Genomic DNA, 20,512 nt, shown 5'->3' with positions numbered 1-20,512 from the left:
GATGAGCACGAACGACCACGCCGCACCCGGCCCGGAGGACGCGGAGACGGCCGGGCGCCGCTATCCGCTGTTCACCAGCGGGCAGACCCTCACCAGGGACGACCTCAATCTGCTGCGTGACTTCCTCGACGGACAGGATCAAATCCTCGGCCGGGCGATCGGCTTCGGTATCGTGAGCGGTCTCACCGGCGCGCTGAGCGATCCGGACCCCGACGGCAGGCGGAGACTGACCGTGGCCCCCGGCCTGGCCGTCGACCAGCACGGCCGGCTGCTGCTGCTCGAGACCGAATCGGTGGTCGAGGTCACCACGGGCAGCGCGGACTTCGACTTCATCGACCCCGGCCAGGGCGGCGTCACCCCCGTCCTGGTGTTCCAGGACCTCGACAGGCCTGCCCCGCCGTGCGACGAGACCGGCTGTGCCGGGCACTCCGCGATCCGCGTCCGTGGCGCCACGGTGGTGCTCGCGCCCGGCCGGCTCAGGACCCCGCGGACGGATTTCGCCACCGAGCCGCTGCTCCGGGACGAGTCCCCGCTGACGATCGCCGCCGACGGGAGCGTCCAGGGGGACTTCGACCGGCTCCGCACCGCGATCGGCAACCGCCTCGCGGCGGCCGGGGTGACCCTCACCCAGCCCTCGGCGAAGCGGCTGGCCGAGCTGACGATCAGCGGCCCCCTGCTGCCGGCGATCAGACAGTACCGAGCGGCGTTCCTCAACCATGTCTTCTTCGCGGCCCTCGACGTGCTGCGGGTCCTGGCCCTGAACACGCCGTCACCGCGCGACGCCGTGCCACCCGGGGTGGCCCTGGGCTGGATCACCGGGGGCACGCCGACCTGGAAGCCGGAGTACCGGCACGATCTCGAGCCGCCCGCCGGACTGTCCAACGCCCTGCTCGGTTCGGGCGCGCTGGACCCGCCGACGCTGATGCTCAACAGGCTGGAGTCGCTCATCGGCAGCTACGCCGAACCCTCCGTACCCGGGCCGGACGATCCGCCGAAACCGCCGCCCGGCAAGGACGACTTCCACAAGTGCCCCAAGGGCAAGAAGGCAGTGGCCAGGCTCAGGATGAACCTGGGGCTGAAGGTGGAGTGCATTGACGTCGTCTACCCGCCGCCCAGGATCCCCGACGCCTGGCGGGACCTCTATCTGGAGGAAGTCCCCCTCGTGAAGGGCGGCGGCCACGGGGTGATCGACCCCGTGGAGATCGACGTCCTGTACGACATCGACCCGCTCGACTTCGCTCAGGCGGGAGTGTTCTCGCTGAACCCGGCGCTCGGCAGCGACGCGGTCGCCACCGAGGCCTCGGTGAAGCAGTTCATCACCGACCGCGGTGTGAAGCCGAAGGTGCTCGTGCGCACGGCGGCCGAGGCGCACGGCATCGAGGGGTTCTCCGCCCAGGGCGCGATCAGCCTCGGGGACACCCTCGTCCTCGTCAAGGACCAGCACGGCAAGATCGTCGAGATCGGCCGGGTCGCCAACCAGCAGGTCCTGAAAAGCGCCGGAGGCGTCCTCGCGAACGCGGGCGGCGAGGCGAAGAAGGCCGCCGCCAGCGCACTGAAGGCCGAGCAGGCGGTCGACGGCGTGATGAGCAAGGTGCAGGTCCTGGAGACCGGCCTGACCCAGCTCAAGAGCGGCGAGCTGCAGGAGTTTCCCGCACTGGGCGGGCTGGTCCAGCAGCTCAGGAACGCCGTGACCAAGAGCGACGTCGACGTGCTGCGTCAGGATCTGCGGGCCGAGGTGGACATCAGGCTGTCGGCACAGGACACCAAGGTGGACCTCAAGCTCACGGCTCAGGACACCAGGGCCGTCGGCAGGATCGAACAGCTGGAGGAGAGGACCCAGAACCTCCAGAGCGGCGTGCAGCGCGTCGGCGAGCAGGTCGAGAAGTTCCAGCAGTCCGTCGTGGAATCCGTTGCCAGGGTCACCACGGTGGAGCAGGTGAACCTCGCGTTGGGGCGCAACCTCGACAAGGCGCTGGAGGCGGTCAAGATCTCCAACCAGAGGGTGGACGACATCCTCAGGCCACGGGCCGTCGCCCCGCGCCTCGCGGAGGCGACGCGGCTCAACGCGAGCATGGTCGACTTCCTCGGGACGATGCGCCGCTCACTCGTCGAAGCCGCTCCCGACGACCGCCGCGACGCCGTGAGAGACGAACTCGCCACCGGTGAGCAGGCGTTCACCGAACTGGGCAGGCACATCGAGCGGGAGCAGCCGCTGACGCTGTCCCACGGCCAGGAGCTCTCCACCCTCGTCGAGTCCCTGGTGGCGGCCGCGGAGGCGGCCCGGTTGCCCGACGACGGACTCGCGCGGATCCGCAGTGCGGCCGACGCCCTCACCGAGCGGCTGCGGGGGCCGTCTTGACAGCGCCGACCGGGACCGCGGTGGATCTGCGGCTCGAACGCCTCACCATCCTGTGCCGGACGACCCCGGAGGATCAGGAGCGCGCTCTCGCCGTGCGCGCCCGCCTCGCCCGTCTCGCCGCCGAGCGGCTCCCCGCCGCACTGGCCCGTGCTCTGGGCGTGCCGCCCGGGGCAGGGGTACCGGACCTGAGGCTGGACCGGCTGGTCGTCCCCCTCGGCTTCGATCCCGTGGAGTACGACGACGAGACCGTGGTGCTGATGTGGGCCGAGCACATCCGCGCCGCGATCGCGGGACGGATGTCCGTCCCGCGCCCCGCCCCGGCGGGCGAACCGGCATGGGAACCGGTCCCGTCCACGGCGGGCGACGGCCCCCGGCCGCCCGACGCCGGACAGCAGGGCGTCGGCACCCGGCTTCCACCGGACCTCGGTGTGCGGCTGAGCCGCCTCTCGAACGCCGCCCTCACTCGGGTCGCACGCGAGCTGGCGGCACGGCCGGAGGCGCTGTCGGGCCTGTGGCGGGCCCTGGGCACCGACGAGCGGCGGGCCGTGAGCACCGCCCTGGCGACGTCACGCCAGGACTGCGGGCCGAGTCCGGAAGCGGGTCGGCTGCCCGTGGAACCCGGACCTTCGGCAGAAGAGGGTGCCGTGGCCACCACGCCGGTCCACGGCGGCGAAGCGCACGCCCACGCGGACCGCGCCGGCGACGCCGAGTGGGCCACCCTCTGGCAGGCCCGCGCCGCACAGTCGACGACCGGCACTCCCGCGGACGCCACCGACGCCGAGTCCTTCCTCGCGGCGCTCCTGGAACCAGCCGGCCACCCCTCTTCACCGGACAGCCCTCTGCTCTCCAGGGCGGGCGGGCTCGTGCTGCTGTACCCGTGGCTGGGCGACTACCTCGCAGAGGCCGTCGACGCGCTGGGGCGCAGCGCGTCGCCCGCCGTCGCCGAAGCCGCGGAGGCGGACCTTCGCCGCGTAGCCCTCGCCGTACTGACCGACCCGGCCGACCCGGACCTCCAGTCCGATCCACTGGTCATGGTGCTGGCCGGGCAGCATCCCGGGGCGCGCGTGCCCCGGATCGCAGGCGGAACGCCGGCGGAGCCTGCGGCGGAGGCGGCACTGCGCCGATTCGCCGCCGCAGTGCCCGGTTTCGCGCAGTCGAGTGCCGCCTACATCCGGACCGGGTTCCTGCGGCGCCCCGCCCGGCTGCAGGAGACGGCGGACGGCCAGGGCACCGTGGAGGTGGAGCTGGGACGGCTGCCGCTCGACATCGCGCTCTCCCGGCTGCCCTATCCGTTGGCTCTGTTCCAGCTCCCGTGGTCACCGCCGGTCCGTATCCGGTTCGCGGCTGCGCCGCCCGATGGAAGGCCGGGTGCCTGATGCTGACACCGGGCCATATGACGGAACTGCAAAGGGCGTTGACCACGCTGGAGGCGGTGATCGGGCTCCGGCTGGAGGAACGCCGTGCGTTCGCAGCCCACGGGGCGGCGGGCACCGATCCCGAGCGGGTCATGGCCGCCCTCATGGCCAGACCGCTGGGCCTGGAGGGGTCGGAGGGACTGCCCGGCATCACCGCCTACGCGGGTGACGGGCCCCTGTCCCGTGTCGTCAAGGACTGCGCGCTGGACCCGGCCGAGGCACTCACCCTCGTGGCCGCCGTCGCCCCCGAGATCGACGAGAAGTTCAGCGTCTACTACGGGCTCCTCACCGACCGCCCCGGCGTCGCGCATCTCACCGGCGAAGTGGTGCGCAACCTGTGCGGGCGCACCTTCGCGGGCCGGCTGGCGGCCCGTGACCTGCTGTCCACGCACGGCAGACTGCGCGGCGCCCGCCTGCTGGACCTCGCACCGGACGACGGCGCCGCGCTGGCGGGGAGGGTGACCCCGCACCGCAGCCTCGTCGCCTTCCTCACCGGCGGGTCGGTCGGCGGCGGTCCGCTGCCCGATCTGCCGGTCGACCGGATGGACACGGCCCACACCCTGGACGACATCGTCGTACCGGGCCAGGTGCGACGCCAGCTCGGGGCCGTGCTGGAACGTGTCAGGCACAAGCACACCGTGCTGGAGGAGTGGGGCTTCGCCCGGGAGCACGACGGCGTGCGCGGCACCCTGGTGCTGTTCCACGGGCCGCCCGGCACCGGCAAGTCGATGACCGCGGCGGTGCTCGGCCGCACGGTCGGTGTCCCCGCCTACCGCGTCGACGTCTCGGCCCTGGTCAGCAAGTACATCGGCGAGACGGAGAAGAACCTCGCCCGGCTGTTCGACTGGGCGGAGGAAGAGGAGTGCTTCCTCGTCTTCGACGAGGCGGACGCCGTCTTCGGCCGCCGTACCGAGGTGTCGGACGCGCGGGACCGGTACGCCAACCAGGAGGTGAGCTACCTCCTCCAGCGGGTCGAGCGCCATCCGGGGGTGGTGATCCTGACGACCAATCTGCTGGGCAACCTCGACGACGCCTTCACACGCCGGATCGACCTGCGCGTCGAGTTCCCGGTGCCCGGGGTGGCCGAGCGCCTCGCCATCTGGCGGGGGGTGCTGCCCGCCGCCGTGCCCGTGGCCCCGGACGTCGACCTCACGGGCCTCGCGGAACGCTATCCGCTGACGGGGGCGGAGATCCGTGACGCCGCGGTCGCGGCCGCCTACGCCGCCGCGGCGAACGGACGGACGGTGACAGCGGAGCACCTGACGTCCGGGGTTCTCACGGCCTTCGCCAAGAGCGGGCGTACGCCTCCGTCGGTGTCGGGCTGAGGAGCGCGTGTGGAACGTGCACATGCCGGCCCCGAGCGGCGGGCGAGCGCCCCGGAGCGCGCGGCCGGGGCGGCCGGCCCCTCACGGCGCCGGCCCGCGGGGGACACGCCGGGAAGGGAGCAGCCGCGGCACGCGCCGGGCGGCGTCGGCAGTCCCTCGGCGGCGACGCGTTCGGCGGGGAGCACCGGTCCGCAGGAGGGCGCGGCCGGCGCACGGGCCTGGGTGGCCGGGCCCGTGGAGTCCCCGTTCGTGCGCGGCACGGCACGCTTCGAGGTGGGCGAGGACGGCACACCCACGGGCCGGGTCTCGGTGGAGGCCACCGTGACCGTACTCGGCACCGTGCTGGCGCGGTTGTCGTACGCGGACGACGCCTGGTCGCGACCGGCGGACCTGGGGGAGGCACGCGGAGTCCACGATGGCGCGGCTCCTCTGGGCGTCACGGCGGTGCTCCCGCTCCCGTCGGTGACCGTGGACGCGGGTGTGGCAGGTGTCGTGCTGGACGCCGCAGCCGCGCAGGGCCGCTGGGAGGTGGACACCGGCGACGGACCTCGGCCGGCGGCCGGTCCGTCTCTGACACTGCCGGTCCCGAGCGGGCCACGAGCTGAGGCCGGAACCGGCGGCTCACTCGTGGACCCCGTCACCCTGCGGCCGGAGCAGCGGCCGGGAGACTCCGTGGCAGGGTCGTCCGCGGCCCCCGACGTCCCGGCCGCGGACCGTATCGTCGTGAGCCCCGACGTTCCCTTCGGCGCACCCGGACTCCTCGTGAGCGCCGGGGAGACCGCCGCCCCCTCCGCCACCGATACGGCGCCCGCGCCCGCCACCATGGCCTCCCTCCCCGGACAGGCCCCTGCCGCACAGGCCCCGGGCGAGCCGGCACCGGCCGAACCAGCCCCGGGCGAGCCCGTCCCCGCCCCGCTCGCCGAGGTCCCCGGCGGGAGCGCGGCCGAGGAACCCCCGGCCGCCGAGGAGGCCGTACCCGACGTCGTTCTGCACATCCCCCCGGCGCCCGCCGCACCTTCCCCCGCACAGCAGGAGCGCGTCGCCACCGTGTCCAAGGGCGCCCGCAGCGCGGCCCGTTCAGCGGGCACCCTGCCGGACGCGGAGTCCACCACGGCGGCGGCCCGCGCAGCCGTGACCGAGCCGCCCGCGGAAACAGCCGCGCGGGCCGGCGCAGCGCTCGCGGACGCCCTCGGTACGAAGCCGGCCCCGAGCCCGCAGATCCTGCTGCTGTGCGACGACATCCGGCGGGCCATCCGCAGCAAGCGCCCGCTCGACGAGAAGCACCTCGTCGACGCCGACCCGAAGGCGATGGCCAAGGACGCCGGCCAATCGCTCAGCACCTCCGTGGAAGGCGACACCGCGCAGGCCGCGGCCGGATACGACGGGCTCCAGCAACAGCCCGCCGGCACGCCCGCAAACACCCCGCAGCCGCTCGTCCGCCCGGCCGCGACGGTGGCCGACCCGGGCATCGCGGCGCCCGCGGCCGCTCCTGACCCGGTCCCGCCGCAGGACCTCTCCCTGGACGCCGACAAGGCGGACCTGGACAAGAAGGTCGCCGACTCGAGGATCGACCGGCCGTCGTCCGCGCCCATCCAGCAGCCGCCCTTCTCCACCGTACGAGAGGGGCAGCAGCAGTTCGCCGAGATGGCGGCGGTCCGGCCGGCCGAGGCACTGGCCAAGCAGGACGAGGCGCTCGCCCAGGCCAGGACCGGCATGGCCGATCTGCAGACCAAGGCACTGGAGGCGCTCAACTCCTCACGAGCCGCCACCGTCACCGGTGTTACCGGGCGGCAGAGCGCGATGGTCGGCACCGAGCAGCAGACACGGGAGTCCGTCAGCCGCCGGGCCCAGGAGATCTTCACCGGGACACAGACGCGGGTGGACGGGCTGCTGAAGCCCCTTCCCCGGACGGCGATGGAGAAGTGGAACGCCGGACTGGAGCGGCACTCCACGGAATTCCGGCAGTCGCTGGACCGGGTGGCGCGGTGGATCGAGGAACGCCACTCAGGAGCCGGCGGGCTGCTCCTCGCGGGCTGGGACACCATCACGGGGCTGCCCGCCTGGGTGACGGAGGAGTACGACCGGGCGGAGCGGCTGTTCGGCGACGGGGTCTGCGCCCTGCTGCTGGAGATCTCGGCCGACGTCGAGTCCGTGATCGCGGCGGCCAAGACCGTCATCGACGACGCCCGGCGACAGCTCGGCCAGCTGTTCACCGACCTGCCCGCCGGACTGCGCGCATGGGCGGCGACCGAGCAGGCCGCGTTCACCGCGAGACTCGACGGCCTCGACGCCCAGGTCGACCGGACCCGCGACGACTTCACCAAGGACCTCAGCCAGCAGGCCGTGACGGCCGTCGCGCAGGTGCAGCACGAGGTCGAACAGCTCCGCGAGGCAGCGGGCGGGCTCATCGGCAGGATCGCCAAAGCCGTGGAGCAGTTCCTCGACGACCCGGTCAAGGCCATCGTCGAGGGACTGCTGCTGCTCGTCGGGATTCCGCCGCCCGCGTTCTGGGCACTGGTGGACCGTATCCAGCAGGTCGTGGCGGACATCGCCGACGACCCGATGAAGTTCGCCAACAACCTGGTCGCGGCCCTCGCCCAGGGATTCCGGCAGTTCTTCGACCACCTCCCCGACCACCTGATCAACGGGTTCTTCAACTGGCTGTTCCGGGGGCTGGGTTCGGTCGGTGTCCAGATTCCCACCGACTTCGGCATCCCGGGCATCATCACCTTCGCGCTGCAGCTCATGGGCCTCACCTGGGCGCGGCTGAGGGGAATCCTCGTCAGGCACATCGGCGAGAAGAACGTCGCCCTGGTCGAGACGGCCTGGGACCTGGTCTCGACGCTGATCACGAAGGGACCCGAGGGCATCCTGGAGATGCTCAAGGAGAAACTCGACCCGGGCGACCTGTTCCAGCAGATCCTCGACGCCGCCATCGCCTACGTCACGGAGACGCTGGTCGAGCAGGTGGCGATGCACGTCCTCGGCATGCTGAACCCCGCAGGCGCGGTCCTGCAGGCAATCGAGCTGATCTACAAGGTGCTGCGCTGGGTCTTCGAGAACGCGGCCTCCGTCTTCAGACTCGTCGACACCGTGGTGGGCGGTGCCGCGGACATCCTGGCCGGCAACACCGGAGGGATGGCCAAGGCGGTGGAAGGCGCCCTGGCGCAGCTTCTGCCGATCGTGATCGACCTCCTGGCGGGCATGGCAGGACTGGGCGACCTCCCCGAACAGGTCGTCGCGGTGATCAAACGGCTCCAGGACTACGTGTTCGGCATCGCCGAGGCCGTGATCGGCTGGCTGGTCACCAAGGGCCGTGCCCTGCTCACCGCGCTCGGCCCCGGTGGGCCGCAGGAGAAGAAGGAGGGAACCGGCGGCAAGGGCGCCGACGACGAGATCGGGCAGAGCGTCACCTTCAGCGCGGGCGGTGAGGCGCACCGGCACTGGATCCAAGTCACCGGCGCGACGGCCGACCTGATGGTCGCGAGTCAGCCCACGCGACTCGAGGCGAGACTGACGCAGTGGGAGAAGGCCGCACCGCAGAAGTTCAAGGACGACGAGAAGGCGAGGACCGCGGTCCTCGCCCATATCACCACGCTGCGCACCCTCGTCTCGAACGCGGACATCGAGGCGGACCGGCTCGCACGGGAGAAGGCCGCCCTCGACGCGCGGCAGAGCCCCGGTGGCCCAGGAGCACCAACCGCACCCCTCACCGACGACGAGGCCCTGGAACAGAGGCAGAGGGAGATCGCCCGTGTCCTCGGCCTGCTCTTCACGGCGTTCGGCCAAACCCGTGAGGCGGACCTGGAGGTGCTGCTCGTCGAGATCTCCGCCCAACTGCCCCTGCACGGAAGGAGATTCGCCGCACGCGTACACCCGGCGTGGTGGGAGCGGCAGATCAGGAAGCCCGTGATCTACGAATCCTCGACCGACTCGGAGGAGCGGATCTGGGAGCAGGACGTCACCAACGCCACCGAGGAGCAGGCCGTCGCGTTCCTCGACCATCCCGAAATCCCCAGGCTCGTACGCTTCTACTTCTACGGCGACGACCCCACGAGCGGCTCGTCCAAGGACCCGCTCAGCAGACGGCGGCCCAGCGCCCAGGCCTTCGGCGACTACCTCTTCACCCTCCCGAGAACGCGGCCTCCCCAGATGCTGCGGTCGGCCTTCATCCTCAGGCTCGGAGAGGCGGCCGCCGAACGGCTCAGACTCGCGGGCGAGGCGCGCCTCGCGCCGGACGCCGACGCCCATGTCCGCAACGAGATCGCCGGGATCGGCTTCAGGCACTCCCTCACCGCGGAAGGCGAAGCCCAGTACGGCAGGTTCGACCCGTTCGTCGGTTCCACACTCCACCCCGGCCTGGCGGCAGCGGTACGCGCCTACGGCAAGGGGGACCCGACCGTCGGCGTGGTGCCCTTCCTCACCGCACTCACCGTTCGGCAGAAGGCCGGCGGACTCACCTGGGAGCACTTCAGCGCCTTGTGGAACACGGGCGGCGCCACCAGGTCATGGATCAAGGACCAGTTCCGCGAGGCGATGCCCGGCCACCACGAGTGGATTCCGGTCGACCGTATCCGCGAGGTCATGGTCCATGCCGTCGACATCGCACGCAAGGGGGACATCGCCCGCGCCATCGACTGGATGTGGGCGATGCACAGGCTGAGGAGTCCCACCAACCATGTGGTGTGGTCGATCGGAGGGATCGTGGGCTTCCGGTACACCCCCGGCGAGGATCCGAAGCCGATCGTGGATCCGAAACTCGGGACCCATGTGGGCGGGGCCTCGGTCCCGGGAGAGCCCACACGCCCGGCGGGCACCGCGAACTCGGCCGCCTTCCACGACCGGCTGCGCCAGTTCCTCGCCGACTACAGGGACTTCGGCGCGACACCCCGCCAGTTCGTCACCGACCTGCGCGCCAACCTCGACCGCTTCATCTGGGACGGCAGCACGGAGCACCTCGAAGCCTGGCAACTGAACCTCCGCCTCGGCGTCGACATCCTCGTCGACGACGGCGGCGACGCCGAGTGGCGGCAGGGGATGACCGTCGGCGAACTGGCCGCTTTGCAGAGGGACCGCTTCCAGAAGATCCAAGCGAACTTCGACGCGCTGGCCCAGACGCTGTCGTGACGAGCTGCCCGGCCGGAAGTGAGGCGACTCTAGAACTTGGGCCCGGGGTTCTTGGGCTGCCCGCCCATCCGGTGGTCGCTCCAGTCGATGCCGTCGTCGTACTCCTTGCTCGAGGCGAGTCCCAGGAACCCGAGCAGGGGAGCCGCGATGAGGACCGCTCCGCACAGGCTGCCGATGGCCACGTAGGCCGCGGCGGCGGCGACGGCCCAGAACAGGATGTCGCACACGATCCGCGCCCACAGCGGGAAAGGGGCGCGCCATGCGTGGTAGCGGCGGTACATGCGCACGAACTTGCCGGACACGCGCTTGGGCAGGCTGGCCTTTCCCTCGCCTGGCCGTGCTGTATGGCTGTTGCCGTGCGGACGTCGCTTGCTGTTGCTCATAGAGTGCTGTGTCCCTTGAAACGGTGAGAAATCAGGCCACCCCGGTGGTGAGGGGCGTCGCGGCCCTGTGCTCACGTACTGGGTGGAACGCCTACTCGGCTGCGTAGTTCGGGTTCTCGGGCAGCGGTGGTGAGAAGACCAGCTTGTCGTCCTTCCAGCGCACCTGGTACTCGGCCTCGCCGCCGGAATGACAGCACTGTGGATCCGTCGGCAGGTAGAGGGGATAGGACAGCGTGACGGTCTGTCCGTCCTGGTTCTTGATCGTCGATTGGGCGGCCGCGGGCACGTCGTAACCCGCGTACTCGTTGCCGTAGAAGAAGAAGACGGAAACGCATTTCCCGTCGACGCCGCCGGTGCAGTGGGCGTGGATCGCGCGAAGCGGCCCCTTGAGGCTCTTCAGGGTGCCGGCGTCGGCGTCGGCCGTGTATCCCAGGCGCTTGACCCGGAGCACCGCTCGGTCGACGTCGAAGGCCTCGCTGCGGTCCTTCGGGGACCTCTCCGCCGCCGGGCCCGAGGTGCCCCACAGGGAAACGGACGGGCTCGACTCCGACGGGGCCGTGCCCGTCGACGCTCCGCACCCCGTCACCAGCGTCAGGCAGAGGACGGCCGTCGCGGCCGGGGAGTTCACCGCTCTCCGCACGCCGTCACCCCCAGAAGGAGTCGCTCCAGCATTCCGTACGGCATCGCGTTCAGGTCCTCCTGGGAGATGTCGCGTGTGACGCGTCGGCAGAGTTCGGCGGCCCAGGTACGGGCAGACGCCTGTCTCAGATGAAAGACCGCCGTCGTCCCGAAGTCCGTGCCCGACTCCTGGGTGGTGCTTTCCGGCACGCTGAGCAACAGGTGCTCACCGTCGGGGGAGGGCACGACCGTCCGGACATGAGCGGCTGCCGGTACACGGGTCTGACTTCGGAGCCCGTCGTCGCCCCACCGCTCCACGACGTTCCGTCTCACGCTGACGGTCTCGTCGCCATCGGCGAGGAACATGGTGGTGCGGGCGGTGTCGGGCGGGACGGTGGTCTCACGGCGCCGGCCCTTCGTATCCCATACCTCCGCGCTCCCGTCCTTGCCGATCAGCAGCAGACGCCGCCCGTCGCCGCTGAACCGCACAGCGTCCCGGTCGGACAGCGGAACGCGGGACTCGGGGATGACGACGCTGACCCGCCGCCGGCTGCGGAGGTCCCAGATCTCCACGCCGCCCAGGTCCGGGGTCGATACGGCGATCCGTTCGGACGTGGCGTCGGCTGCCATATTGGTGGCGAACCGGCTTCGGTCCACTTCCGAGTCCTCCCGGAACAGCAGCGTCTCGCCCACCTTGCGGCCGGTCGTGACGTCCCACTGCGAGACGGCCCCTGCCACGAGGGCGACCAGGCGGCCCTCCCGCGTGAATCCCAGGTCGCGGAACTCCGTGTCGCGAGGCGCCGACCCGGCGGGCGGGTCGACGTGGATCCGCCGCAGTACCCGGAGGGAGGGCAGTTCGTAGAGCGTGACCGACTGCGTGGAGGGCTCATTCACGGCCAGCGTCTTCTCGTCGGCGTCGAACGCGGCCCACACGCGCGTCGTCTGATAACCACCCTCGCCGATGGCTGCGAGCCGCCGTCCGTTCTCCGGGTCCCACACAGCGACCGCCCCGCCGACGCCCACCGTGACCAGATAGCGGCCGGAGGGCGAGAAGTGCACGGCGTCGCCGTCGTCGCCGGTGGTGAGGATGTCGGCGGTCGGCAGCGAGCCGGGCTCCGGGGCCGTGGCGACCAGCACTTCCGTCCCACGGGCGAAGGCCATGCGGCGACTTGTGCGGGCCAGGGCGTAACGCGTGTACTGTCCCTTGGGACCGTCCTCGGCCAGGACGAGAAGCCGTTGCCCGGTGGCGGCGTCGTGAGCGGTCACAGCTCCGTTGCCGCGTGTCAGTACGACCTGGTCGGAGACGCCGACCAACTCGCCGCTCGTCATGTTCTCGTGGCTGCAGGGCAGGCCCTGGAAGAGACGGGGATCGGGTTTCCGGGTGGAGACATCGGTCAGCCGCCACGTGTAGTCCGTGCACATCGTGGCCACCGGACGGGGACCCGGGGCGAACCCGGGCTCGTCGTACCCGGGGACGGCGGTCAAACGGCCGGTCCGCGTGTCCCAGACGCCCTGTGCCCGCACGCCCGGCCCTGAGGCCACGACGCGGTTTCCGGCCGTGTCGAACACGAAATCACCGGGTGAGCCGTCGAGAAGCGGTTCCAGGGTGACGGGCGTGGCGGTGGGCCGCTCGAGGTCCCACACCTGGGCCGTGTCGTCCTGTGACGGATGGGCCAACAGACGGCGCCCCGTGCGGTCGAAGCGCAGCTCGTCCACCGTCTGAGCGGTGCTGGTGGTGCTCGACGCGGCTCGCAGGGTCAGCAGGGTCTTGTGCTCACGCAGGTCCCAGATCTTGACGCGGTTGCCGCTGCCTCCCAGGGCCAGCCGGGTGCCGTCGGCACTGACCGCGACGGCCGTGACGTCGTCCATACGGGCCACCAGGGAGGGGCCGACGGCCCCGACGCGCCACACCGACAGTCGGCCCGCACTGTTGCGCACCGCGACGACCTGGCCGGATCCGTCCAATGCCGTCTCCGCGACCTCCCCGCCCGCGGGCAGGACGGCGTCGTACGGGGCGTCGGCGAGATAGCGCGCGAACAGGTTGTCGTGGGCCTGTTGGATGGGCGCGGTGTGCCAGGCGGCGACGGACAGCAACGCGGCCTTCTCCCGATGGGAGTCCGCCTGGCCCTGGGCCTGCTGCACAAGGCCGGCCGAGAGTTCGGCTGCCTTGCTGCCACGAACCGACTGCACTCCGACTCCGGCCAGAGTGCTCATCACCGCCGTGACCGCCGCGGCGACAAGCGCTTTGCGGGATCGCCGGCGCCGACGCCGCTCCTGACCCGCCGCGACGTACTCCCGTTCGCTGTCAGGGACATCGTCCGGCCGCTCGTGCAATCGCCGCAACGCCTGCTTGAGTTCGGAGCCGCGCATCAACAGGGCCTGGTCGCGGCCGCTTTGCTCCCAGCGCGCGATGCGCTCGCGCACATGTTCCTGCCAGATCCGGAAGTCGCGGTCGGCGTCGACCCAGGAGCGCAGCGCGGGCCAGTGTTCGAGCAGCGCTTCATGGGCCAGCGTGACCGTCTCGACGCCGTCGGACGCGCGATCGAGGTGCACCAGGCGCTGTACGGCCAGGAGTTGTGCGGCCTTCCAGCAGGCAGGGTCCAGCTCGGTACGGCGTGCGGTGCGCCCGGTGTCGACGGGGCTGTCAAGGCCTCCGTCGCCGGGGCGAACGAGCTGTACGAACAGGCGCGGCACCTCGTCGCGCACATCGCCCAGCCGCTCCTTGACGACACGCTCGGCATGCGAGGCGAGGGCGCCCGCCACGCGACCGATCTCCTCGTACGCGGCGTGCCCGAGGATGCCCTGACGCTGCTGCTCCCACAGCAAGGTGAGAGCGAACTCGAGCAGGGGCAGCGCGCCCGGGCTGCGGCCCGCGTCCGAGAGCAGCCGCTCGGCGAGCCGTTCCTCGAAACGTACGGCCCCGTGGAACGAGGCGATCGGGGACAGCACCACCTCGCGGAGCTGGTCCTTGCCCAGGCGGTCGACGAGAACCGGCGACGCCTCGCACACCCGCCCCAGGACGGGGAACCGCTGCATGGCTTTCAAGAAGTCCAGCCGCAGGGCGAAGACCAGCCGTACCAGCGGTCCGCCGTCCGCGGTGCGCCATCCGGTCATGGCCACCAGATGGTCGACCAACTTCTCGGCGGCCTCGGGCGAGCAGCGGAACAGCGTCTCGAACTGGTCCACCACCAGGGCGAGTTGAGTCGTCCCGGAGCGGGTGAGCAGTTCCCGGACGACCGGACCGGTCCCTCCCTCGCGCAACCGCCCGGCGAGCCGTTCCTTCTGCTCGAGCCGGTCCAGCGGCCCGACGTCGTCGTCCGGTTCGGTGAGCAGCGGCAGCAGAGCGGACGCGAGCATGAGCTCCGCTCCCAGCGCGGCCTCCGGGACCAGCGAGGCGACGCTGTAGTCACCCCGTTCGCGTAGCCGGGGTACGAGGCCGGCGTGGATCAGCGACGACTTGCCCACCCCGGACACCCCGATCACGGGGACGATCGACGAGGTGGTGACCGCCTCGGTCAACGCCGTGATCTGCTCGTCTCGTCCGAAGAAGTGGGTGGCGTCCTGTTCCCGGAACGACTTCAGCCCACGGAACGGCGACGGCGGCGTGGAAAGGCGACGCAGTTGGGGGTGGACTTCCAGCAGGACACCGGCGGTGATGGCGTAGGCCGCGCGTTGGAGGAACCTCCCGTCGGTGGCGACCACCATGCCGACCACGCACTTGAAGTGCTCGTCCCACAGGGGTGTACCACTGAAGCCCTGACGGATCTCGCAGGCGCTGGTGCTCTCGAACTGCAGCCAGTCCCGTCCGCGGTCATCGACGATCTCGCCGAGCGACCAGACGCCCTCGTCGTCGCCGGCCGGGAAGCCGAACGCCCGGAACGGGTGCCCCCGGACCGCTTCCACGTCCAGCAGTCGCACGGGCTCAGCCCCGAGCGGCGGATCCCCGTCGAGCGCGAGGACGGCGATGTCACCGGAGCCGTCCTCCGCGACAGGGACGTGGGTGACGAGCCGCGCGCTCTGCCGCCGGGCCGGTCGCCCGGTGAGGGGAAAGTCCAGATCGACGGTGAGCCCCACGGCGAGGGGACTCCCCTCCTGCTCTCCGGCGACGGCCGAAACCACATGGGCGCACGTGAGTACGAGTCCGGGGGCCGCCAGAAATCCGGCCCCCTGGGGGGTGGGGAACGCGCCGCGCGACCACAGGCGGACGATTCCGGGATTGGGCACAGGTCCGGGCACAGCCGAGTCCTCGCGCCCCTATGCCGTCACGGTGTCGTCGCGCGAGGCGACGGCCTGGGTGACCGGCACAGCCTCCGGATGCTGCCTGTCCCACTCCATGGTGAGGGTGAGAGACCCCTCGCCGGCGGTCTTGGCGAGGAACACGCCCGCCTCCGCGGACAGCTTCAGCCCCAACTCCAGAGTGATCTTGTCTGGTTGTCTCGGCAGGTCGGCCACCCGGGCGAGCACGGCGTGCGCGGCCTCGCGCACACTGTCGAGACCGCGTTCCAGCGTCTCGGACGCTTCGGCCACCACCCCGCCGGACCGCGCGACCCTGACGACCGCCTGCGGCCCGCTGTCGACCTCCACCAGCACGGAACCGCCGTTCTCCAGCGGCACTCTCAGTAACTCGGGCATCGTCCCCCCGCCCACGTAGTGCGATGTAACGCGCGCCACCCTAGTGGCTACACAGGGCGACCGTGTCCGGATCGACGATTCACGGGCTGCCGTGACAAAGAGGCCGCATACTGGCGAATGGTCCCGGGCACGTCCGAGAAGCTGCCGATGAGGGGAATCTGGTCGGCCCGGATCCCCTGCCGCGTGTCGGCCTCCTCCGAAACCCGCACCACCCGACGGCCGACGACAGTTCAGGACGTCGGAGTGACGCGGACGGTCTTGCGGTCGGGGCGCGGATTCCGATCGAGGATGCCTCGGCGTGTGCCCTGTTTGGGGTGTGACCCGCAGGAAACTCCGGATGGGACGGACGACGTCGGTCGGACTCGAGCGTCCGCGAACGCCCCCGAGCGGGCGCAGTGCGTCCGATGCCGGCGAACAGCGAACATCAGCCCCCGCACTGCCGTCCGCGTATGAACACCGCAGACGCTCGGCGCCGGCTGGTGGGGGACCGGAACCCTGGAAGGAGCACTCCCGTGAAGGCTGTTGTGTGGCACGGAATCGGAGACATACGCCTCGAGGACGTGGCGGAACCGACGGTCAAGGATCCGTACGACGCGATCGTACGGATCACGACGTCAGCCATCTGCGGCACCGACCTGCACTTCGTGCGGGGCGCCATGCCCGATCTGCGTGAGGGGCGGATTCTCGGCCACGAGGCGGTCGGCGTCGTGGAGGACGTCGGTGCGGGTGTGCGCAACTTCCGCCCCGGCGACCGGGTGGTGGTGCCCTCCACCGTGGCGTGTGGGACGTGCAGCTACTGCCGCGCGGGCTACTACGCCCAGTGCGACAACGCCAATCCGAGCGGTCCCCTCGGGGGCACCGTGTTCTTCGGCGGTCCGGAGGCCGCGGGCGGTCTGGACGGTCTCCAGGCGGAGTACGCTCGCGTTCCGTTCGCCCACGTCGGGCTGGTCCCGCTGCCGGACACCGTGGACGACGCGCAGGCAATCCTGCTGTCGGACATCTACCCCACCGCCTGGTTCGGCGCCCGGCTCGCAGAGGTCGGGGACGGTGACACGGTGGCCGTCGTGGGTGCGGGGCCGGTCGGGCAGGCCGCCATCGCATGCGCCCGCCTCCAGGGCGCCGGGCGGATCGTCGTCGTCGTCGACGGCGTCGCCGACCGGCTGGACCTGGCACGCGCCCAGCACGCCGAGACGATCGACTTCAACGCCGAGGACCCGGTGGAGGCGGTGCGGGAGCTGACGGGAGGCATCGGCGTCGACCGGGTGATCGAGGCCGTGGGTGTGGAGGCACAGCGACCGCGGGGCGGACCGGCCGCCGAGGCGCTGCGCGATCGGTACCGGGAGTTCGACCACGAACGCGACGAGGTGGTCCCCGAGCAGAACCCGGACGGCGACAACTGGGTTCCGGGAGACGCGCCGTCGTTGGCCGCCCGGTGGGCCGTGGCGATGGTGGCCAAGGCCGGCACGATCGGGACCGTCGGTGTCTATCCGCCCCAGGCGCGGCACTATCCGTTCGGGGAGGCGTTCATGAAGAACCTCACCCTGAGGTCCGGCAACTGCAACCACCGCCGCTATGTGCCGCATCTGGTCTCCCAGGTCGCGGCCGGGCATCTCGACCCCACGCCGCTGGTCACCCGCTGGGGCGACGCGCAGGACGCGATCGAGGCGTATCGCCGCTTCGACCGGCGGGAGGCGGGCTGGACCAAGGTCGTTCTCGGCGTGTCGGAGGAGGGCGAGGTCGCTCCTGGCCTCGGTGAGGCCGCGGGCACGGGAACGGCCACGACCGCCGGCACGCCCGGCCCCTCCGCCTAGGTGGCGACGAATCTGGCGGGGAACCGCCTCTAGAGCTAGAGCCCCTCTGACGGGGCCCCGCATCTCCGAGTTCGGTACCTCAGGCTGCCTGCCCGGCGTGTCCCTCACTCAGGGAGTCGGCCGACGGGTCCAACCCGCCTTCTCCTGCCCGCGTGAAGACTGACGTGAGCCGCCACCGGGTACCCGGGAGGCCTACCACCCGCAACCAGAGGAGTGGGGACCGTGCTGTTGTCTCATTCACTCGATCATGGAGTGCTGGTCATCACGGTGCACCACGACGATCCTGGCATCGGCGGACGTGCCGCGCTTCCGGCCCGGCTCGAGGGACTTGTCCACGCCTACCGGCCCGCGCCCGTGGTGCTCAGCCTCGAGGAGCCAGCGGTCGACACCGCGGCGGTCAGTACCGTCCTCGGCCTCCACCGCGTGTGCAGGCAACTGGGCATGCTGATGTCCGTGGTCAGTGGCAGCGCACCTGCCCGTCGCGCGCTGGAGGCGAGGGCCGCCACGATCGGGACACGGCTGGTCGTTCACGCGCGCACGAGTACGGCCATGGCCGCAGCCTTCGCCGTCGTCGCCTGACGAGGAGCAGGCGCGGGGGCCGCCGTCGCGAGGCCTGGGCGGGCATACGACGGCGGATCCCTCGTATCGGATGCGGGCCCGACCCCGACATCGTCTCGTTCCTGACCCCCACCTGCAGCCGTGGCCCGCGTCCTGAAGGATGCGGGTCACGTAGGGGGAGGTGGGCGGGGGTCGGCGGCCGCGTGAGTTCCAGCGGCCGAAGGAGGTGCGGCGGCGCGGCAGGACCAGCCTCAGGGTCCCGGAGCAGGGGAAGGGGGCCCACGGGCGAGGACGCGGTCGGCTGTCGGATCCCGATGGCACACGCCCGGGGTTCGCCGCGACCGGAAGAATCGATCGCCTGTTCGGGTGTAGATGGCCGCGGCCCGAGCAACCATAGATGTTGCAGTGGTCACCCGGCCCCAGCCGCCAGGCGGCCTGTGCGGCGGTTCGAGCCGGGCGGTCTGGACCGTGATGCCGTTGCCTTCCGACGAGGTCGCCTGTATCCCTGAGGGGACCCGGACGGTGCGGGACGGCCCTGAAGAACCAGCTGGCGACGGGAGGCAGCGATCATGGAGCCGGAGGCCCCGCCGACAGCGGTTGCCAGGGCTCTCGACGCCCTCGCCGCAGGTGCCTACCTGGCGGACGAGCATGGCGCGATCATCGCCGTCAACGCGCGCGGCGAAGAACTCCTGGCCCGACCGGCTGCCTGTCTGATCGGTCGGAACGCGCACGATCTGCTGCACCGCAACAGCTGCGGGGAGCCTGTGCCGAGGGCACAGTGCCGCGTGTGGGAGAGCGTCCTCGCCGGGCGCACCGGACAGGGCGAGGGCGAATGGCTCGAGCGCGGGGACGGCACCCTGCTGCCGGTCGGCTGGCTGGCCACGCCCTGCGACACGGGGCTCCATCCGTCGGCCACGCTCGTTCTCTTCCACTCCGTGGGACGCCCCGAGCCCCCCGTCCAGCGGCCATCGGCCGTCGGACGCCTCTCCGAACTCGAACGGCTCGCCCTCCTGGCCGAGACGACCACCCTGCTCACCTCCACCCTGGACATCCACGAGGCCCTGCGCCGCCTGATCAGCCTTGTGGTGCCGCGCATCGCCGACTGGGCCGTCATCGATCTCATCGGCGAGCGCGACGAAGTCCGGCGTTTCGCCGTCGCCCACGCCGAGAGCGGCGCCGTGAAGTTCCGGGAGGACCTCCAGGGACCCATGCCGCCGGTGCCCCAGGAATCCCAGATGCCGCTCTCACGCGCCCTGCGCGGCGTCGCGTCCTCCTTCGCCGGCCCTGAGACCTACCAGGGGCCACCCGACTCCGGGGTCGCGGTGGAGCAGCGACGCCTCTTCGCGGCCACCGGCATGCACTCGGCCGTCATGGTGCCCCTGCGCAGCCTGCACGACGTGATGGGCGCCCTCACCCTGGGTCGCGCCGACCGGCCCGACCCGTTCACCGCCAGCGACACCGCACTGCTGGAGGACGTCGCCCGACGCGCCAGCCTCGCCCTGGAGAATGCCCGCCTCTACCAGCGTCAGCGCCAGGTCACCGAGACCATGCAGCGCCATCTGCTGCCGAAGCTTCCGCGCTCGCCAGGGCGCAGCATGACCGCTCGCTACCTGCCCGCCCCGGACGCCTCCCACGTCGGCGGCGACTGGTACGACGCCTTCACCCTGCCCGACGGCACCACCGCCCTCGCCGTGGGGGACGTCGTCGGCCACGATCTGGAGGCCGCGGCCGGCATGGCGCAGTTGCGCAACATGCTCAGGGCGTACGCCGTGTCCCAGCAGAAGCCGCCGAGCAAGATCGTGGAATGGCTCGACCAGGCGACCCTGGACATCGACGAGGTCCCCATGGCCACCCTGGTCTTCGCCCGCATGAAGGACACCTCCGACGGCCGGTGCGAGCTCTCCTGGACCAACGCGGGACACCCGCCTCCCCTGCTGGTCACCCGCGAGGGCGCGGCCCGCTACCTGACCGACGGACACGCCATCCTCCTGGGCGTCCCACCCGCGCGGGCCCGTCCCGACGCGACGGCCGAGCTCCCGCCCGAGGCGACCCTGATCCTCTACACCGACGGCCTGGTCGAATCCCGCGGCCACACCCTGGACGAGGGCCTGGAACGCCTGCGCCGACATGCCGCATCCCTCGCCCACCGCCCCCTGGAATCCTTCACCGACGAGCTGCTGCAGCGGGCCCGCCCACCGGACAACGATGACGACGTGGCCCTGCTGGCCGTGCGCCACGGCCCCGGCTCGCCCTCCTGAGCGACATGCCCGACCGATGACGTCGG

11 protein-coding genes are annotated in these 20,512 nt (G+C 71.5%); 7 read left to right on the top strand and 4 right to left on the bottom strand.

The window, feature by feature from the left end; translation table 11 throughout:
• Window position 1: 1 nt before the first annotated feature.
• From ACFYR0_RS28740 to ACFYR0_RS28725, 4 genes are read left to right on the top strand one after another with little or no spacing between them, the layout of a single operon-like run.
• A complete protein-coding gene (locus tag ACFYR0_RS28740) occupies window positions 2-2,359 on the top strand; it encodes a hypothetical protein (protein WP_389334204.1) in 2,358 nt (785 codons plus the stop codon).
• Window positions 2,356-3,735: a contractile injection system tape measure protein gene (locus ACFYR0_RS28735; protein WP_389334201.1), complete on the top strand. Its 1,380-nt coding sequence runs from the start codon at window positions 2,356-2,358 to the stop codon at window positions 3,733-3,735. The genes ACFYR0_RS28740 and ACFYR0_RS28735 overlap by 4 nt, the downstream gene beginning before the upstream one ends.
• A 17-nt stretch (window positions 3,736-3,752) precedes the next feature.
• Window positions 3,753-5,099, top strand: coding sequence for an ATP-binding protein (locus ACFYR0_RS28730; RefSeq protein WP_389334198.1), 1,347 nt, complete (start codon window positions 3,753-3,755; stop codon window positions 5,097-5,099).
• 9 nt (window positions 5,100-5,108) lie between these two features.
• Window positions 5,109-10,226 (top strand): hypothetical protein, encoded by a 5,118-nt coding sequence (locus ACFYR0_RS28725; protein WP_389334195.1) that lies wholly within the window; start codon window positions 5,109-5,111, stop codon window positions 10,224-10,226.
• A 29-nt stretch (window positions 10,227-10,255) separates the two neighbouring features.
• Here ACFYR0_RS28725 and ACFYR0_RS28720 read toward each other — a convergent pair whose 3' ends face one another.
• The 4 genes from ACFYR0_RS28720 to ACFYR0_RS28705 all read right to left on the bottom strand — a co-directional run bounded on the left by ACFYR0_RS28720 (window position 10,256) and on the right by ACFYR0_RS28705 (window position 15,859).
• Window positions 10,256-10,609 carry a hypothetical protein gene (locus ACFYR0_RS28720; RefSeq protein ID WP_389334192.1) on the bottom strand — a complete coding sequence of 118 codons (354 nt, stop codon included), beginning with the start codon at window positions 10,607-10,609 and terminating at the stop codon, window positions 10,256-10,258.
• 91 nt (window positions 10,610-10,700) lie between these two features.
• A complete protein-coding gene (locus ACFYR0_RS28715) occupies window positions 10,701-11,249 on the bottom strand; it encodes an LppP/LprE family lipoprotein (protein WP_389334189.1) in 549 nt (182 codons plus the stop codon).
• Window positions 11,234-15,451: a trypsin-like peptidase domain-containing protein gene (locus ACFYR0_RS28710; protein ID WP_389334406.1), complete on the bottom strand. Its 4,218-nt coding sequence runs from the start codon at window positions 15,449-15,451 to the stop codon at window positions 11,234-11,236. Before ACFYR0_RS28710 ends, ACFYR0_RS28715 begins: the two co-directional genes overlap by 16 nt.
• A gap of 30 nt (window positions 15,452-15,481) precedes the next feature.
• Window positions 15,482-15,859: a CU044_2847 family protein gene (locus ACFYR0_RS28705; protein ID WP_389334186.1), complete on the bottom strand. Its 378-nt coding sequence runs from the start codon at window positions 15,857-15,859 to the stop codon at window positions 15,482-15,484.
• A gap of 512 nt (window positions 15,860-16,371) precedes the next feature.
• On the opposite strand from ACFYR0_RS28705, the gene ACFYR0_RS28700 reads away from it, so the two are divergent.
• The 3 genes from ACFYR0_RS28700 (at window position 16,372) to ACFYR0_RS28690 (ending at window position 20,486) form a co-directional block, all read left to right on the top strand.
• The gene (locus ACFYR0_RS28700; RefSeq protein WP_389334183.1) at window positions 16,372-17,670 is read left to right on the top strand and encodes a zinc-dependent alcohol dehydrogenase; all 1,299 of its coding nucleotides are present in this window, start codon (window positions 16,372-16,374) and stop codon (window positions 17,668-17,670) included.
• Between the two features lie 222 nt (window positions 17,671-17,892).
• Window positions 17,893-18,249 carry a hypothetical protein gene (locus ACFYR0_RS28695; protein ID WP_389334180.1) on the top strand — a complete coding sequence of 119 codons (357 nt, stop codon included), beginning with the start codon at window positions 17,893-17,895 and terminating at the stop codon, window positions 18,247-18,249.
• Between the two features lie 548 nt (window positions 18,250-18,797).
• A complete protein-coding gene (locus ACFYR0_RS28690; protein WP_389334177.1) occupies window positions 18,798-20,486 on the top strand; it encodes a SpoIIE family protein phosphatase in 1,689 nt (562 codons plus the stop codon).
• The last annotated feature ends 26 nt before the right edge of the window (window positions 20,487-20,512 follow it).

The sequence above is a fragment of the Streptomyces sp. NPDC005017 genome, from assembly GCF_042873115.1.
Taxonomy (GTDB): domain Bacteria; phylum Actinomycetota; class Actinomycetes; order Streptomycetales; family Streptomycetaceae; genus Streptomyces.
The sequence above is the reverse complement of the archived record's forward strand: the minus strand, read 5'-3'. Positions and strand labels throughout refer to the sequence as shown.

What these genes read in the sequence shown, in the direction of transcription:
- ACFYR0_RS28740 (WP_389334204.1), top strand. Translation starts at nt 2, where the DNA reads ATGAGCACGAACGACCACGCCGCACCCGGCCCGGAGGACGCGGAGACG.
- ACFYR0_RS28730 (WP_389334198.1), top strand. Translation starts at nt 3,753, where the DNA reads ATGACGGAACTGCAAAGGGCGTTGACCACGCTGGAGGCGGTGATCGGG.
- ACFYR0_RS28720 (WP_389334192.1), bottom strand. Translation starts at nt 10,609, where the DNA reads ATGAGCAACAGCAAGCGACGTCCGCACGGCAACAGCCATACAGCACGG.
- ACFYR0_RS28705 (WP_389334186.1), bottom strand. Translation starts at nt 15,859, where the DNA reads ATGCCCGAGTTACTGAGAGTGCCGCTGGAGAACGGCGGTTCCGTGCTG.
- ACFYR0_RS28690 (WP_389334177.1), top strand. Translation starts at nt 18,798, where the DNA reads ATGGAGCCGGAGGCCCCGCCGACAGCGGTTGCCAGGGCTCTCGACGCC.